The sequence below is a fragment of the Pseudomonas sp. B111 genome (genome assembly GCF_026428275.1).
Lineage (GTDB): Bacteria > Pseudomonadota > Gammaproteobacteria > Pseudomonadales > Pseudomonadaceae > Pseudomonas > Pseudomonas aeruginosa.
Genome location: NZ_CP097857.1, coordinates 714,462 through 729,425 on the forward strand (window position 1 = coordinate 714,462; position 14,964 = coordinate 729,425).

At 65.5% G+C, this 14,964-nt stretch carries 15 protein-coding genes; 11 read left to right on the forward strand and 4 right to left on the reverse strand.

Features of this window, described 5'->3' with window-relative positions; genetic code table 11:
* Window positions 1-29 precede the first annotated feature (29 nt).
* Complete coding sequence (gene gfnR, locus M6E97_RS03305; RefSeq protein WP_003092354.1) at window positions 30-938, reverse strand: glutathione-dependent formaldehyde neutralization regulator; 909 nt, start codon at window positions 936-938, stop codon at window positions 30-32.
* 131 nt (window positions 939-1,069) lie between these two features.
* On the opposite strand from gfnR, the gene M6E97_RS03310 reads away from it, so the two are divergent.
* The 8 genes from M6E97_RS03310 to rpoS all read left to right on the forward strand — a co-directional run bounded on the left by M6E97_RS03310 (window position 1,070) and on the right by rpoS (window position 8,148).
* Window positions 1,070-2,182 carry an S-(hydroxymethyl)glutathione dehydrogenase/class III alcohol dehydrogenase gene (locus tag M6E97_RS03310; RefSeq protein ID WP_003124150.1) on the forward strand — a complete coding sequence of 371 codons (1,113 nt, stop codon included), beginning with the start codon at window positions 1,070-1,072 and terminating at the stop codon, window positions 2,180-2,182.
* A gap of 53 nt (window positions 2,183-2,235) precedes the next feature.
* On the forward strand, window positions 2,236-3,087 hold the full coding sequence (gene fghA, locus M6E97_RS03315; protein WP_033938392.1) for an S-formylglutathione hydrolase: 852 nt from the start codon (window positions 2,236-2,238) through the stop codon (window positions 3,085-3,087).
* 70 nt (window positions 3,088-3,157) lie between these two features.
* Window positions 3,158-3,631 (forward strand): 2-C-methyl-D-erythritol 2,4-cyclodiphosphate synthase, encoded by a 474-nt coding sequence (ispF, locus tag M6E97_RS03320; protein WP_003092346.1) that lies wholly within the window; start codon window positions 3,158-3,160, stop codon window positions 3,629-3,631.
* Window positions 3,628-4,695: a tRNA pseudouridine(13) synthase TruD gene (gene truD / locus M6E97_RS03325; protein ID WP_009313546.1), complete on the forward strand. Its 1,068-nt coding sequence runs from the start codon at window positions 3,628-3,630 to the stop codon at window positions 4,693-4,695. Before ispF ends, truD begins: the two co-directional genes overlap by 4 nt.
* Window positions 4,683-5,432, forward strand: a complete 750-nt coding sequence (surE, locus tag M6E97_RS03330) for a 5'/3'-nucleotidase SurE (RefSeq protein WP_003092341.1) — start codon at window positions 4,683-4,685, stop codon at window positions 5,430-5,432. The genes truD and surE overlap by 13 nt, the downstream gene beginning before the upstream one ends.
* A 32-nt stretch (window positions 5,433-5,464) precedes the next feature.
* Window positions 5,465-6,100 (forward strand): protein-L-isoaspartate(D-aspartate) O-methyltransferase, encoded by a 636-nt coding sequence (locus M6E97_RS03335; protein ID WP_003098558.1) that lies wholly within the window; start codon window positions 5,465-5,467, stop codon window positions 6,098-6,100.
* Window positions 6,101-6,145: 45 nt separating this feature from the next.
* On the forward strand, window positions 6,146-7,039 hold the full coding sequence (locus tag M6E97_RS03340) for a peptidoglycan DD-metalloendopeptidase family protein (protein WP_023436003.1): 894 nt from the start codon (window positions 6,146-6,148) through the stop codon (window positions 7,037-7,039).
* Between the two features lie 104 nt (window positions 7,040-7,143).
* A complete protein-coding gene (gene rpoS / locus M6E97_RS03345) occupies window positions 7,144-8,148 on the forward strand; it encodes an RNA polymerase sigma factor RpoS (RefSeq protein WP_003113871.1) in 1,005 nt (334 codons plus the stop codon).
* A 426-nt stretch (window positions 8,149-8,574) separates the two neighbouring features.
* Here rpoS and fdxA read toward each other — a convergent pair whose 3' ends face one another.
* From fdxA to M6E97_RS03360, 3 genes are all read right to left on the reverse strand, one after another.
* Window positions 8,575-8,898: a ferredoxin FdxA gene (gene fdxA / locus M6E97_RS03350; protein ID WP_003092272.1), complete on the reverse strand. Its 324-nt coding sequence runs from the start codon at window positions 8,896-8,898 to the stop codon at window positions 8,575-8,577.
* A gap of 66 nt (window positions 8,899-8,964) precedes the next feature.
* Complete coding sequence (gene mutS, locus M6E97_RS03355; RefSeq protein ID WP_003113873.1) at window positions 8,965-11,532, reverse strand: DNA mismatch repair protein MutS; 2,568 nt, start codon at window positions 11,530-11,532, stop codon at window positions 8,965-8,967.
* A 125-nt stretch (window positions 11,533-11,657) separates the two neighbouring features.
* Window positions 11,658-12,665, reverse strand: coding sequence for a TolB family protein (locus M6E97_RS03360; RefSeq protein ID WP_003098486.1), 1,008 nt, complete (start codon window positions 12,663-12,665; stop codon window positions 11,658-11,660).
* A 147-nt stretch (window positions 12,666-12,812) separates the two neighbouring features.
* On the opposite strand from M6E97_RS03360, the gene M6E97_RS03365 reads away from it, so the two are divergent.
* From M6E97_RS03365 to recX, 3 genes are all read left to right on the forward strand, one after another.
* Window positions 12,813-13,319, forward strand: coding sequence for a CinA family protein (locus M6E97_RS03365; protein WP_003129950.1), 507 nt, complete (start codon window positions 12,813-12,815; stop codon window positions 13,317-13,319).
* 133 nt (window positions 13,320-13,452) lie between these two features.
* Window positions 13,453-14,493, forward strand: coding sequence for a recombinase RecA (recA, locus tag M6E97_RS03370; protein WP_003092260.1), 1,041 nt, complete (start codon window positions 13,453-13,455; stop codon window positions 14,491-14,493).
* Between the two features lie 5 nt (window positions 14,494-14,498).
* Window positions 14,499-14,960 (forward strand): recombination regulator RecX, encoded by a 462-nt coding sequence (gene recX, locus M6E97_RS03375; RefSeq protein ID WP_003119355.1) that lies wholly within the window; start codon window positions 14,499-14,501, stop codon window positions 14,958-14,960.
* Window positions 14,961-14,964 lie beyond the last annotated feature (4 nt).

Sequence of the window (14,964 nt, forward strand, 5' to 3'; positions counted from 1 at the left end):
CTATCGCAGCGGCGAAACGCCTTACTGCTTCAGCGCAGGTTTTTCTCCCCGGCGAGTCCCGGATGGGATTGCGCCAGGCCTTCCTTGAGATAGTCCACCAGTTGCCGGACTTTCGGCGACAGGTGCCGCTGCTGCGGGTACAGCGCCCATACCGCGGTATTCGGCGGCTGGTGGCCTTCCAGCAGGGAGACCAGGCGGCCGCTGCGCAGATGCTCGATCACATAGTAGTCAGGCAACTGGCACAGGCCGAAGCCGCGCAGGGCGGCGTCGAGCACCGCCTGGCCGCTGTTGCAGCGCCAGTTGCCCTGGACCCGGTGCTGGGTTTCCCGGCCGTCCTCGAGGAAGCTCCACAGGTCGCTGCTGCCGATCAGGCAATTGAACTGGCCGAGTTCCGTCGGCGACTGCGGAGTACCGTGGCGGCGCAGGTATTCCGGGGTGGCGCAGAGGTACATGAGGCGTGGCGCCAACCGTGTGGCGACCAATCGCGAATCGCTCAGGCGGCCGAGGCGGATGGCCAGGTCGAAGCCCTCGTGGAGCAGGTCCAGTTGGCGGTTGGACAGCTCGATGTCGACCCGCAGTTGCGGATAGTCGGCCATGAAGGCATTCACCAGCGGCACGATGAAACGTTCGCCGTAGGCCACCGCGCAGGTCATGCGCAGCAGGCCCTTGGGCTCCGCGGAGAGGTCGCTGACCGCGCGCAGGGCTTCGTCGCGGGCGTCCTGCAGGCGCTGGCAATGTTGCAGGAAGGTCTGTCCGGCTTCGCTCAGCGACACTCGCCGGGTGCTGCGGTAGAGCAGGCGGGTCTGCAGGCGCTCCTCCAGGCGGGCGACCTGGCGGCTGATGTGCGACGAGGAAACGCCCATGCGTTCGGCTGCCGCGGTGAACTGCCCGGTTTCGGCGACAGCGACGAATTCGTCGAGTCCTTCCCAGCGATTCATCTGGATTGTCCCTGTATGGCAATAATGTTTTGATTATTGCCTGATTATTCCTTGAAACGCGGTTTTCTACACTTTCCGTTTCAGTGGGTCGCTTAGCGGCCCGCCGGCTTCCATCGTTCAGGAGTTCCCAGATGATCAAGTCCCGTGCCGCCGTCGCCTTCGCCCCCAACAAGCCGTTGGAAATCGTCGAGGTGGATGTGGCGCCGCCGCAGAAGGGCGAGGTACTGGTGCGCATCGTCGCCACCGGCGTCTGCCATACCGACGCGTACACCCTGTCCGGCCAGGATTCCGAGGGGGTGTTCCCGTGCATTCTGGGCCACGAAGGTGGCGGCATCGTCGAAGCGGTGGGCGAGGGCGTGACCTCCCTGCAGGTGGGCGACCATGTCATCCCGCTGTACACCGCCGAGTGCGGCAAGTGCAAATTCTGCCTGTCCGGCAAGACCAACCTCTGCCAGGCCGTGCGCGCCACCCAGGGCAAGGGCCTGATGCCCGACGGCACCAGCCGTTTCTCCTACAAGGGCGAGCCGGTCTTCCACTACATGGGCTGCTCGACCTTCTCCGAATACACCGTGCTGCCGGAAATCTCCCTGGCGAAGATTCCCAAGGACGCGCCGCTGGATAAGGTCTGCCTGCTTGGTTGCGGCGTCACCACCGGGATCGGCGCCGTGCTGAATACCGCCAAGGTGGAAGAGGGCGCTACCGTTGCCATCTTCGGCCTGGGCGGTATCGGCCTGGCGGCGATCATCGGGGCGAAGATGGCCAAGGCCGCGCGCATCATCGCGGTCGACATCAACCCGGGCAAGTTCGACATCGCCAGGGAGCTGGGCGCCACCGACTTCATCAATCCGAAGGACTACGACAAGCCGATCCAGGACGTCATCGTCGAACTGACCGATGGCGGCGTCGACTACTCCTTCGAGTGCGTCGGCAACGTGCAGTTGATGCGCGCCGCGCTGGAATGCTGCCACAAGGGCTGGGGCGAGTCGGTGATCATCGGTGTCGCCGGCGCCGGCCAGGAAATCAGCACCCGGCCGTTCCAACTGGTCACCGGCCGCGTCTGGCGCGGTTCGGCGTTCGGCGGGGTGCGCGGGCGCAGCGAGTTGCCGAGCTATGTCGAGAAGGCGCAGAAGGGCGAGATCCCGCTGGATACCTTCATCACCCACACCATGGGGCTGGAGGACATCAACGAGGCCTTCGAGCTGATGCACGAAGGCAAGAGCATCCGCACCGTCATTCATTACTGACAAGCCGTCGCGGCGGGCCCTGCGGCTCGCCACGACCGTTTCACGGAGGTCACGTGAAGGATTCCTTCGAACTGATCGGCAGCCAGAAGTCCTTCGGCGGCTGGCACCAGCGTTACCGTCATTTTTCCCGGACCCTGAACTGCGAGATGGTCTTCGCCATCTACCTGCCGCCCCAGGCCGAGCCGGAGGCGGCGCTGCCGGCCCTGTACTGGCTGTCCGGGCTGACCTGTACCGACGAGAACTTCATGCAGAAGGCCGGCGCCCAGCGGGTCGCCGCCGAACTGGGATTGGTACTGGTGGCGCCGGATACCAGCCCGCGCGGCAGCGGTGTCCCCGGCGATCCCGACGGCGCCTGGGACTTCGGCCTGGGCGCAGGCTTCTACCTGAACGCCACGCAGGAGCCCTGGGCCGCGCACTACCGCATGCACGACTACGTGGTGCACGAGTTGCCGGCGCTGATCGAGGCGCATTTCCCGGTGTCCCGGCGGCGCGGCATCAGCGGGCACTCGATGGGTGGGCATGGCGCGCTGGTCTGCGCGCTGCGCAACCCGGGGCGCTACCTGTCGCTGTCGGCCTTCGCGCCGATCTGCCATCCGAGCGATTGCCCCTGGGGCCAGAAGGCGTTCTCTCGCTACCTGGGCGAGGACCCGGCGGCCTGGCGCGAGTGGGATGCCTGTGCGTTGCTCGAGGGTGCGTCCGAACGCTTGCCGATCCTGGTCGACCAGGGCGAGCGCGACGACTTCCTCGCCGTCCAGCTCAAGCCGGAAGCGCTACGCAATGCGGCGGACAAGGCCGGCCACCCGCTGGAGCTGCGTCTGCAACCAGGCTACGACCACAGCTACTACTTCATCGCCAGTTTCATCGAGGATCACCTGAGCCACCATGCCCAGGTTCTCAACGGTTGATCCGCGATACCTGAAGCCTGCCCCGATCCGGGGTAGAATCACGCCCTGATTCCAACCAGGGCGTTTTTTCATGCGAATTGGCCATGGCTACGACGTGCATCGCTTCGGCGAGGGCGACTTCATCACCCTCGGCGGTGTGCGCATTCCCCACAAACATGGGCTGGTCGCCCACTCCGACGGCGACGTGTTGCTGCACGCCTTGTCCGATGCGCTGCTCGGCGCGGCGGCGCTGGGCGACATCGGCAAGCACTTCCCGGACACCGACCCGCGGTTCAAGGGCGCCGACAGTCGCGCGCTGCTGCGACACGTGGTCGCCATCGTCGCCGAGAAGGGCTGGAAGGTCGGCAACGTCGACGCCACCATCGTCGCCCAGGCACCGAAGATGGCGCCGCACATCGAAACCATGCGCGGGTCGATCGCCGAGGACCTCGGCGTCGCGGTCGACCAGGTCAACGTCAAGGCCACCACTACCGAGCGGCTAGGTTTCACCGGACGCGAAGAGGGCATTGCTGTACATGCGGTCGCTTTGCTGATGGCCCGATGAGCGTTCTCGGCGAACTCGACCTGCTCGGGCCGCGCGCCCATGGGGCAGCCTGCGGCGAGGCGGTGCTCAAGGCCGTGGCCGAGGACTTCCAGGTCGACGAGGTGCTGGACATTCCCCTCAGCGGTGAAGGCGAGCACCTCTGGTTGTGGGTGGAAAAGCGCGGATTGAACACCGAGGAGGCGGCCCGTCGCCTCGGCCGCGCCGCCGGCGTGCAGCAGAAGAACGTCAGCTACGCCGGGTTGAAGGACCGCCAGGCCCTGACCCGGCAATGGTTCAGCCTGCACCTGCCGGGCAAGGCCGATCCCGACCTGGGCGCAGCCGAGGGCGCGGACCTGCGGATTCTTCGCCGCACCCGTCATTCGCGCAAGTTGCAGCGAGGCGCGCATGCCGCCAACGGCTTCACCCTGCGTCTGACCGGGCTGCGGGCGGAGCGTGCCGTTCTCGACGCGCGCTTGGAACGTATCGCCGCGGACGGCGTGCCCAACTATTTCGGCCTGCAACGCTTCGGCCACGGCGGCGGCAACCTGGTCGACGCGCGCAGTTGCGCGGAACAGGACCTGCTGCCGGCGAACCGCAACCTGCGTTCGCGCTTCCTTTCCGCCGGGCGCAGCTACCTGTTCAACCGCCTGCTCGCCGAGCGGGTCGCGGAGGGTAGCTGGAACCGGGCAGCGGTTGGCGACCTGCTGGCCTTCACCGACAGCCGCAGCTTTTTCCTCGCTGGCGAGGAAGAATGCCGCGATGCCCGTCTGGCCGCCCTCGACCTGCACCCCACCGGACCGCTCTGGGGCGAGGGCGATCCGCCGAGCGGCGCCGGCGTCCTCGACCGCGAGCTGGCCCTGGCCGGGAGCGAGCCGGCGCTCTGCCGCTGGCTGGCGAAGGCGGGCATGGCGCACGAACGGCGCATCCTGCGGCTCCCCATCCAGGGGCTGGCGTGGCATTATCCCGAACCTGATGTTCTGCAACTGGAATTCGTCCTGCCGGCCGGTTGTTTCGCCACCGTAGTGGTGCGTGAAATCCTCGACCTGGTACCGACAGGGCAGACGGAAAACCCATGCGCATACTGATTGCCAACGACGACGGGGTGACCGCACCCGGTATCGCCGCGCTTTACGACGCGCTGGCGGATCATGCCGATTGCGTAGTGATCGCCCCCGACCAGGACAAGAGCGGCGCCAGCAGTTCCCTGACGCTGGACCGCCCGCTGCACCCGCAGCGCCTGGACAACGGATTCATCAGCCTCAACGGCACGCCGACCGACTGCGTGCACCTGGGCCTGAACGGCTTGCTGGAGGAATTGCCGGACATGGTGGTCTCGGGTATCAACCTGGGCGCCAACCTCGGCGATGACGTCCTCTATTCCGGTACCGTGGCGGCGGCCATCGAAGGGCGCTTCCTGAAGGGGCCGGCCTTCGCCTTCTCGCTGGTCTCGCGGTTGACGGACAACCTGCCCACCGCCATGCACTTCGCCCGCCTGCTGGTCTCCGCCCACGAGCGCCTGGCCGTGCCGCCGCGTACCGTGCTCAACGTCAATATCCCGAACCTGCCGCTGGATCGCGTACGCGGTATCCAGCTGACCCGCCTCGGGCACCGCGCCCGTGCCGCCGCACCGGTGAAGGTGGTCAATCCGCGCGGCAAGGAAGGCTACTGGATCGCCGCGGCCGGCGATGCCGAGGACGGCGGGCCGGGGACGGATTTCCACGCGGTCATGCAAGGCTACGTGTCGATCACTCCGTTGCAGCTGGACCGTACCTTCCACGAAGCCTTCGGCGGCCTCGACGAGTGGCTGGGAGGACTGACGTGATGTCCGAAGACCTGCATCGCCGGGGTATCGGCATGACCTCCCAGCGTACCCGAGAGCGCCTGATCCAGCGCCTGTACGAAGAAGGTCTGTCCAACGCCCACGTGCTCGAGGTGATCCGCCGCACGCCGCGTCATCTGTTCGTCGACGAGGCGCTCTCGCATCGCGCCTACGAAGACACTGCCCTGCCGATCGGCCACAACCAGACCATTTCCCAGCCGTTCATGGTGGCGCGGATGACCGAGTTGCTGCTGGCGGCCGGCCCGCTGGACAAGGTCATGGAGATCGGTACCGGGTCCGGCTACCAGACCGCGGTGCTGGCGCAACTGGTCGAGCGGGTCTTCTCCGTCGAGCGGATCCAGGCGTTGCAGGACAAGGCCAAGGAGCGTCTTGCGGAGCTAAACCTGCGTAATGTTGTCTTTCGTTGGGGCGATGGCTGGGAGGGCTGGTCGGCGTTGGCTCCCTACAATGGAATCATCGTCACCGCGGCGGCCACGGAAGTCCCGCAGTCGTTGCTGGACCAGTTGGCGCCGGGGGGCCGTCTGGTGATCCCGGTCGGTGGCGGCGAGGTCCAGCAACTGATGCTGATCGTCCGCACCGAGGACGGGTTCAGCCGCCAGGTACTCGACTCGGTACGTTTCGTCCCGCTGCTCAACGGCCCGATCGCCTGAGCCGGCGGCCGGCGTCGCCGGCCCGATTGAACGAAAGCGAAGAAGATGGATAAGGGGGAAGGATTGAGGCTAGCAGCGACCCTGCGGCAATGGACTCGGCTCTACGGTGGCTGCCACCTGTTGCTCGGGGCCGTCGTCTGTTCCCTTCTCGCCGCCTGTTCGTCGTCGCCTCCCGGCGGGGTCAAGGTCGTCGATCGCAACGGTTCCGCGCCTGCCGCTGCGCGGCGTACGCCGGTCACCAGCGGGCAGTACATCGTGCGCCGCGGCGACACCCTGTATTCCATTGCCTTCCGCTTCGGCTGGGACTGGAAAGCCCTGGCCGCGCGCAATGGCATCGCGCCGCCCTATACCATCCAGGTCGGTCAAGCTATCCAATTTGGTGGGCGGGCACCGGCGCAACCGTCCGTCGCGAAAAACACGCCGGTCGTCGCTCCGCCCGTGGCGACCAAGCCTACCCCGGTTCCACCCGCTGTTAGTACGTCGGTACCTGTCAAGCCCGCACCGGCTCCGGCCTCGACCACGACCCCACCCAGCAGCGGCGCGACTCCCGTCGTCGCGGGGCCTGCGGTGGGCGGTTGGGCATGGCCTGCGAGCGGTACTCTGATCGGCCGTTTTGCCTCAAACGGAAGTTTGAATAAAGGGATTGATATAGCCGGTCAATTGGGCCAGCCTGTCCTGGCTGCGTCTGGTGGGACCGTTGTATACGCCGGTAGTGGTTTGCGGGGCTACGGCGAGTTGGTCATCATCAAACACAACGAGACCTACGTGAGTGCCTACGGTCACAACCGCAGGCTGCTGGTGCGGGAAGGGCAACAGGTCAAGGTAGGGCAATCGATTGCCGAGATGGGCTCCACAGGAACCGATCGGGTGAAGCTGCACTTCGAGATTCGCCGCCAGGGTAAGCCTGTCGATCCACTGCAATATTTGCCACGTCGCTGACCGGGAGTTCGCCCGCCCACATCATGTAGGTGAGCGGGTCCGGGCGTGTCCAGCGGGAAAGGAATCGCCCGGGCTTGAGTCGAACTCATGCAAGGGATAACGACATGGCACTCAAAAAAGAAGGGCCGGAGTTTGACCACGATGATGAAGTGCTCCTCCTGGAGCCCGGCATCATGCTGGACGAGTCGTCTGCCGACGAGCAGCCTTCTCCCCGGGCAACTCCAAAAGCCACCACTTCCTTCTCTTCCAAACAACACAAGCACATCGACTACACGCGCGCGTTGGACGCAACGCAGCTGTATCTCAACGAAATCGGTTTCTCGCCCCTGTTGACGCCCGAAGAGGAAGTCCACTTCGCTCGTCTGGCGCAGAAGGGCGATCCCGCTGGTCGGAAGCGGATGATCGAGAGCAACCTGCGGTTGGTGGTGAAGATCGCCCGGCGCTATGTCAATCGCGGACTGTCCCTGCTCGACCTGATCGAGGAAGGCAACCTAGGCCTGATCCGCGCCGTGGAGAAGTTCGATCCGGAGCGCGGATTCCGGTTCTCGACCTACGCCACCTGGTGGATCCGCCAGACCATCGAACGGGCCATCATGAACCAGACCCGGACCATTCGCTTGCCGATCCATGTGGTCAAGGAGCTCAACGTCTACCTGCGTGCGGCGCGGGAACTGACCCACAAGCTCGACCACGAACCTTCACCCGAAGAAATCGCCAACCTGCTGGAGAAGCCGGTCGCCGAGGTCAAGCGCATGCTCGGCCTGAACGAACGGGTGACTTCGGTGGACGTCTCTCTTGGTCCGGACTCGGACAAGACCCTGCTGGATACGCTCACCGACGATCGCCCCACCGATCCGTGCGAGCTGCTGCAGGATGACGATCTCAGCGAAAGCATCGACCAGTGGCTGACGGAACTCACCGACAAGCAGCGTGAGGTGGTGATTCGCCGCTTCGGCTTGCGCGGGCACGAAAGCAGCACGCTGGAAGAGGTCGGCCAGGAAATCGGCCTGACCCGCGAGCGGGTTCGTCAGATCCAGGTCGAGGCGCTGAAGCGCTTGCGGGAGATCCTGGAGAAGAACGGCCTGTCGAGTGACGCGCTGTTCCAGTGACGGAAATCCTCAGGCCCACGGAAGACCCGGCGTTCGCCGGGTTTTTTGTGTCTGCTCTTGTAAGCATTAACTTACACAGTGTGTGAGCCTAAGTAGATAAATGCCCGGGAGGTTTGCCAAAAACACTCGGTGAATTTAAGTAAATTATTGAAAATAAAGGAATATATTTTTCTAAAATGACTGCCGAAGAAGCTTCGCTGGGTTTTCTGGCAGGTTGCGGGAGCACAGGGAATCGCTAATATCACTCCTGCGTACAGGGAACACGCAACCCCGAAGGATCGGGGAAGGGACGTCGCCAGGGAGGCGATTCATCAGGATGATGACGAGGGACTGAAGAGTGGGCGGGGTAATACCCCGCCCCTTTTTTTTGCCTGCCGTTTTACTCGTCGCCAAAGAAAAGGCCCGCTGTTTGCGGGCCTTGGCGTATCAGCGCTCCAGATGCTGGAGCTTGCCGGCGACGCCGTCCCATTCCTCAGCGTCGGGCAGGGCATCCTTCTTCTCGGTGATGTTCGGCCAGACTTCCGCCAGCTCGCTGTTCAGCTCGATGAATTCCTGCATGTTCTCCGGCACTTCGTCTTCGGAGAAAATCGCCTGGGCCGGACATTCGGGCTCGCACAGGGCGCAGTCGATGCACTCGTCCGGATGGATGACCAGGAAGTTGGGTCCTTCGTAGAAGCAGTCTACCGGGCAGACTTCCACGCAGTCGGTGTATTTGCACTTGATGCAGTTGTCGGTGACGACGAAGGTCATTTTCTAGTTCTCTCCTCAGGCGGGCGGCTAAGCGCGCGCGATTCTAGCAGCTTGTGCGGTAGTCCGTCAGACCCGCATCTTCCATGCATATAACAGATCGAGAGCTTGCCGCGGGCTGATATCGTCGGGATTGATCCTCGACAATTCATCGATCACCGGGTGCGGCAGGCTGGCGAACAGGTCGCTCTGCATCGGCGAGGCGGGCTTGCCGCTCTGCTGGCTCGGCATCTCGTGCGGCAGGCTGGTGGTTTCCAGGCGCTTGAGGTGTTCGCGGGCGCGCTGGATTACCGGGGCCGGCACGCCGGCCAACTGGGCCACGGCGAGGCCGTAGCTCTGGCTCGCCGGTCCCGGCAGTACATGGTGCAGGAACACGATGCGTTCATTGTGCTCGGTCGCGTTCAGGTGCACGTTGGCTACCGCGGGCTGGCTTTCCGGCAGTACGGTCAGCTCGAAGTAGTGGGTGGCGAACAGGGTGAAGGCGCGAGTCCGGGCCAGGTCCTCGGCCGCTGCCCAGGCCAGCGACAGGCCGTCGAAGGTGCTGGTGCCGCGGCCGACCTCATCCATCAGCACCAGGCTCTTGTCAGTGGCGTTGTGCAGGATGTTGGCGGTTTCGCTCATCTCCACCATGAAGGTCGAGCGGCCGCCGGCAAGGTCGTCGGACGAGCCGATGCGGGTGAAGATGCGGTCCACCAGGGACAGCTCGCAGCGCGCAGCCGGAACGAAGCTGCCGATGTGCGCAAGCAGCACGATCAGCGCGGTTTGCCGCATGTAGGTGGATTTACCGCCCATGTTCGGACCGGTGATCACCAGCATCCGGGTGTCGGCATCCAGCGCCAGGTCGTTGGCCACGAACGGTGTCTCCAGCACCTGCTCGACCACCGGATGGCGGCCCTGCTCGATGTGCAGGCAGGTGTGTTCGACGAACCGCGGGCGATTCAGGTCGAGGTTCAGCGCGCGTTCGGCGAGATTCGCCAGCACGTCCAGCTCCGCCAGCGCCGAGGCGCTGTCCTGGAGCGGAGCGAGATGGCCGATCAGGCGTTCCAGCAGCTCTTCGTAGAGTGCCTTCTCGCGGGCCAGGGCGCGGCTCTGGGCCGACAGCGCCTTGTCCTCGAAGGCCTTCAGTTCCGGCGTGATGAAGCGCTCGGCGCCTTTCAGGGTCTGCCGGCGGATGTAGTCGGCCGGCGCCTGTTCGGCCTGCACCCGTGGCAGCTCGATGAAGTAGCCATGGATGCGGTTGTAGCCGACCTTCAGGTTGGGCAGGCCGGTGCGGGCCTTCTCGCGCGCTTCCAGGTCCATCAGGAATTGCCCGGCGTTTTCGCTCAGCGCCTGCAGCTCGTCCAGCTCGGCGTCATAGCCGGTCTTGATCACGCCACCGTCGCGGATCACCGCCGGCGGGTTGTCGATGATCGCCTTGGCCAGCAGTTCGGCGAGTTCGGGATAGGTGCCGATGGTGGTGGCCAGCGCCTGCAGGTGCGGCGCTTCCAGTTCGGTCATGGCGTTCTGCAGGTCCGGCAACGCCGCCAGCGCGTCGCGCAGGCGCGCCAGGTCGCGAGGGCGGGCGTTGCGCAGGCCGATGCGGGCGAGGATGCGTTCGAGGTCGCCGATTTCCTTGAGCTGCGGTTGCAGGTTCTCGAAGCGATAGCGTTCCAGCAGGCAGGCGATGGACTCCTGGCGGGCTTCCAGCACCGCGCGGTCACGCAGCGGACGGTTCAGCCAGCGGCTCATCAGGCGGCTGGCCATGGCGGTCTGGCAGCGGTCGACCACCGATTGCAGGGTGTTCTCGCGGCCACCGCTGAGGTTGATATCCAGCTCCAGGTTGCGGCGGCTGGCACCGTCGAGGATCACCGTGTCATCGAGGCGGTCGTGGCGCAGGCTGCGCAGGTGCGGCAGGGCGGTACGCTGGGTTTCCTTGGCGTAGGCGAGCAGGCAGCCGGCGGCGCCGATGGCCAGGGTCAGGTTCTGGCAGCCGAAGCCTTTCAGGTCCTGGGTGCCGAATTGCTGGCAGAGGCTCTTGTGCGCCGAGTCGCGATCGAAGTCCCACGGCGCGCGGCGACGTACGCCGCGGCGCTTCTCCGCCGGCAGGCCCTGTGGCCAGTCGTCGGGAATCAGCAGCTCGGCCGGGTTGAGGCGCTCCAGTTCGGCCAGCAGGGTTTCCCAGCCTTTTATCTCCTGGACGCTGAAGCGGCCGCTGGTGATGTCCAGCACGGCGAGGCCGAACAGGCGCTCGTCGCCGAGGATTGCCGCCAGCAGGTTGTCGCGGCGTTCGTCGAGCAGCGCCTCGTCGCTCACCGTGCCGGGGGTGATGATCCGCACCACCTGGCGCTCCACCGGCCCCTTGCTGGTGGCCGGGTCGCCGATCTGCTCGCAGATCGCCACCGACTCGCCGAGCTTGACCAGCTTGGCCAGGTAGCCCTCCGCCGAATGGAAGGGAATGCCTGCCATCGGGATCGCCTTGCCGCCGGACTGGCCGCGCGCGGTCAGGGTGATGTCGAGCAGCTTGGCGGCCTTCTTCGCGTCCTCGTAGAACAGCTCGTAGAAGTCGCCCATGCGATAGAACATCAATTGGTCGGGGTGCTGATGCTTCAGTTTGAAGTACTGCTGCATCATTGGCGTGTGCTGAGAGAGGTCGGTCATACGGGCCTTCGGAAGCGGGCTTTGGACGGTGCAAAAGAGGGCAATGTTAACCCGATTCACCGGCCTGTGTCGGGTCCGTTCGGAACCGGCGCGGACCCTCAGGTCCGCGCCTGTGCGGGCTGCTTTCAGCGTGCCGCGGTATAGCTGGCGCCGAGCTTCTGCCGACCGTCGGGCAGGTTGATCTGCGCCGGGTCGAGACGCCAGACCCGCGCCGCGGCGATGTCGCCGAGGAGCAGGCTGTAGGTCGGGTCGAACGAAGTGCTGGAGAAGATCAGGTAGTCCTCGTTCACCGGCGCGGCGTCGGAATTGTCGCCCTGGCAGTGGTTGAGCGGCAGGATCGCCGGGGTGCCGGGCGGGCTGTTGGGTACGACCATGGCCAACTGGTCGTTGCCGGCCGGCTGGGTGCGCGAGAGGAAGTAGGCGGTATAGTCGCGTACCACCGGGTAATAGTCGCGGCCCCCCGCGGCCGGGGTGGCGAGGGCGCTGACCTGGCCGTTCTCCAGGTTTCTGCGCACCACCCGCAGGCTGTCGCCGGCTCCTGTCGCGTAGACCACGTACTTGCCTGAGGGGGTGAGGAACGGCATCGACTCCTCGGTGCTCCAGCCGTCGCCGGTCACGGCTTTCCAGGCGCTCACGCCGACGCTGCCATCGCCATTGAAGACCAGGGTGGCGAGGCGGATGTCGCCCTCGTGCTTGAGCACGACCTGGCGGCCGTCGAAGGAGAACTTCGGATCCTCGTTGCGACCGCCGATGGCCGCGGTCAGGTTGCTCGGCGCCTGGGTACCGCCGATGGCCCAGGCGAACACGTGCCAGGCGCCATTCTGGCGGCCCATGAAGGTCAGGTAGCGGCCGTCCGGGGAGAAATGCGCATTCATCGGGTCCTCGATGTTCCAGCCGGGCTGGTTGAGCTGGCGGGTGCTCTTGCTCTTGAAGTCGTGCAGGTAGAGGTTCGAGGAGCCGTCCCCGTACTCCATATAGCTGTGGTAGACCAGGCGCCCGCCGAGCGCGGGCAGGCTGCTGGCGGGTTGCAGGGCCAGGTTGGCGGTGCAGGCCGCATGGGCGGGGAGGCTGGCTACGGGGGAGAGGAGCAGGGCGAGGGAGAGCAGAGAGACCTTGAGTGGCGCGATGTTCATGGGGGGCCTTTCCTTGGACGGTGATGGAGCACGCATGTTCGCGCATTCGCTGCCTTCGCGCGGTTGCGCTTGTCCGAAAGCTGCTTCTGAATGGAAAAGCCGATGGTGTAGGGTAGTCCCTTTCCGTTTCTACCCTGGAGAACAGTGATGACCCTGATGGAGTCCGACCTGACCGCACTGGCCGCCCGCCTCGGCGAAAGCCTTCGTTACCTGGGCGAGCAGGTCAGCACGGCGGAATCCTGCACCGGTGGCGGCATCGCCGAGGCGATCACCCGCATCCCGGGGAGTTCGGGCTGGTTCGAGGCTGGCTACGTGACCTACTCGAACCGCCAGAAGACCCTCCAGCTGGAGGTGCCCGAGTCGCTATTCCTGGCAGTCGGCGCGGTCAGCCGGGAAGTGGTCGAGGCCATGGTGCGCGGCGCCCAGCGGCACAGCGGGGCGCGTTTCGCGGTGGCGGTGAGCGGTGTCGCCGGGCCCGACGGCGGCTCGCCGGAAAAGCCGGTAGGCACGGTCTGGCTGGCCTGGGCCGACGGCGAGCGGCTGGTCAGTGAGCGCTGCCAGTTCAACGGCGACCGCGACGCCGTGCGCCGGCAGACGGTGGCGACCGCGCTGACCGGCCTGCTGCGCATGAGCAACGGCGAGAACCCGGGCTAGCCGCGCCTGCGGGCAACCGTTCGGAACATTCTTCCCGTCGGGGGTAGGCGAGCGACTTGCCCTGTGGAATAATACTGTCTACTTATACAGTTGTTCGTGGCCGTCCGGCCGCCCTGACTTCGCGAGGACTTCAATGGACGAGAACAAGAAGCGCGCCCTGGCCGCGGCCCTGGGACAGATCGAACGCCAATTCGGCAAAGGCGCGGTCATGCGCATGGGCGACCATGAGCGCCAGGCGATCCCGGCCATCTCCACCGGCTCCCTGGGCCTGGACATCGCCCTCGGCATCGGCGGCCTGCCCAAGGGCCGGATCGTCGAGATCTACGGTCCGGAATCCTCGGGCAAGACCACCCTGACCCTCTCGGTGATCGCCGAGGCCCAGAAACAGGGCGCCACCTGTGCCTTCGTCGACGCCGAGCACGCGCTCGATCCCGACTATGCCGGCAAGCTGGGCGTCAACGTCGACGACCTGCTGGTCTCCCAGCCGGACACCGGCGAGCAGGCCCTGGAAATCACCGACATGCTGGTGCGCTCCAACGCGGTCGACGTGATCATCGTCGACTCCGTGGCCGCGCTGGTACCCAAGGCCGAGATCGAAGGCGAGATGGGCGACGCCCACGTCGGCCTGCAGGCACGCCTGATGTCCCAGGCGCTGCGCAAGATCACCGGCAATATCAAGAACGCCAACTGCCTGGTCATCTTCATCAACCAGATCCGCATGAAGATCGGCGTCATGTTCGGCAACCCGGAAACCACCACCGGCGGTAACGCACTGAAGTTCTACGCCTCGGTCCGCCTGGACATCCGTCGTACCGGCGCGGTGAAGGAAGGCGACGAGGTGGTGGGTAGCGAAACCCGCGTCAAGGTGGTGAAGAACAAGGTTTCCCCGCCGTTCCGCCAGGCCGAGTTCCAGATCCTCTACGGCAAGGGCATCTACCGTACCGGCGAGATCATCGACCTGGGCGTGCAATTGGGCCTGGTCGAGAAGTCCGGCGCCTGGTACAGCTACCAGGGCAGCAAGATCGGCCAGGGCAAGGCGAACGCCGCCAAGTACCTGGAAGACAATCCGGAGATCGGTTCGGTGCTGGAGAAGACCATCCGCGACCAGCTGCTGGCCAAGAGCGGTCCGGTGAAGGCCGACGCCGAAGAAGTGGCTGACGCCGAAGCCGATTGAGGCCAATGGCGACCGTGCTCGATACGCCCGTCGCCGTGCGGCGGGCGGCCATGGATCTGCTGGCGCGCCGTGAGCACGGGCGCGCCGAGCTTTCCCGCAAGTTGCGCCAGCGTGGCGCGTCTGCCGAGTTGATCGACCCTGCCCTCGACCGCCTGGCCGAGGAAGGTCTGCTCGACGAATCCCGCTATCTCGAAAGCTTCATCGCCAGTCGCGCCCGTAGCGGCCATGGGCCGTTGCGCATCCGTGAGGAACTGGCGCAACGCGGTCTGCCGCGCGCCGATATCGAAAGGGCGCTGGGTGCCTGCGAGGTCGACTGGAGTGCGCAATTGCGCGAGGTCTGGCGCCGCAAGTTCGCCCGCCTGCCGCAGGACGCCAGGGAAAAGGCCCAGCAGGGCCGCTTCCTGGCGTACCGGGGTTACTCCATGGAGTCGATCAGCCGCCTGTTGAACGGTCGCAGCGACGATTGAGCGC

What these genes read in the sequence shown, in the direction of transcription:
- gfnR (WP_003092354.1), bottom strand. Translation starts at nt 938, where the DNA reads ATGAATCGCTGGGAAGGACTCGACGAATTCGTCGCTGTCGCCGAAACC.
- rpoS (WP_003113871.1), top strand. Translation starts at nt 7,144, where the DNA reads ATGGCACTCAAAAAAGAAGGGCCGGAGTTTGACCACGATGATGAAGTG.
- M6E97_RS03310 (WP_003124150.1), top strand. Translation starts at nt 1,070, where the DNA reads ATGATCAAGTCCCGTGCCGCCGTCGCCTTCGCCCCCAACAAGCCGTTG.
- recA (WP_003092260.1), top strand. Translation starts at nt 13,453, where the DNA reads ATGGACGAGAACAAGAAGCGCGCCCTGGCCGCGGCCCTGGGACAGATC.
- surE (WP_003092341.1), top strand. Translation starts at nt 4,683, where the DNA reads ATGCGCATACTGATTGCCAACGACGACGGGGTGACCGCACCCGGTATC.
- fdxA (WP_003092272.1), bottom strand. Translation starts at nt 8,898, where the DNA reads ATGACCTTCGTCGTCACCGACAACTGCATCAAGTGCAAATACACCGAC.
- ispF (WP_003092346.1), top strand. Translation starts at nt 3,158, where the DNA reads ATGCGAATTGGCCATGGCTACGACGTGCATCGCTTCGGCGAGGGCGAC.
- M6E97_RS03360 (WP_003098486.1), bottom strand. Translation starts at nt 12,665, where the DNA reads ATGAACATCGCGCCACTCAAGGTCTCTCTGCTCTCCCTCGCCCTGCTC.
- M6E97_RS03365 (WP_003129950.1), top strand. Translation starts at nt 12,813, where the DNA reads ATGACCCTGATGGAGTCCGACCTGACCGCACTGGCCGCCCGCCTCGGC.
- M6E97_RS03340 (WP_023436003.1), top strand. Translation starts at nt 6,146, where the DNA reads ATGGATAAGGGGGAAGGATTGAGGCTAGCAGCGACCCTGCGGCAATGG.
- truD (WP_009313546.1), top strand. Translation starts at nt 3,628, where the DNA reads ATGAGCGTTCTCGGCGAACTCGACCTGCTCGGGCCGCGCGCCCATGGG.
- M6E97_RS03335 (WP_003098558.1), top strand. Translation starts at nt 5,465, where the DNA reads ATGACCTCCCAGCGTACCCGAGAGCGCCTGATCCAGCGCCTGTACGAA.
- recX (WP_003119355.1), top strand. Translation starts at nt 14,499, where the DNA reads ATGGCGACCGTGCTCGATACGCCCGTCGCCGTGCGGCGGGCGGCCATG.
- mutS (WP_003113873.1), bottom strand. Translation starts at nt 11,532, where the DNA reads ATGACCGACCTCTCTCAGCACACGCCAATGATGCAGCAGTACTTCAAA.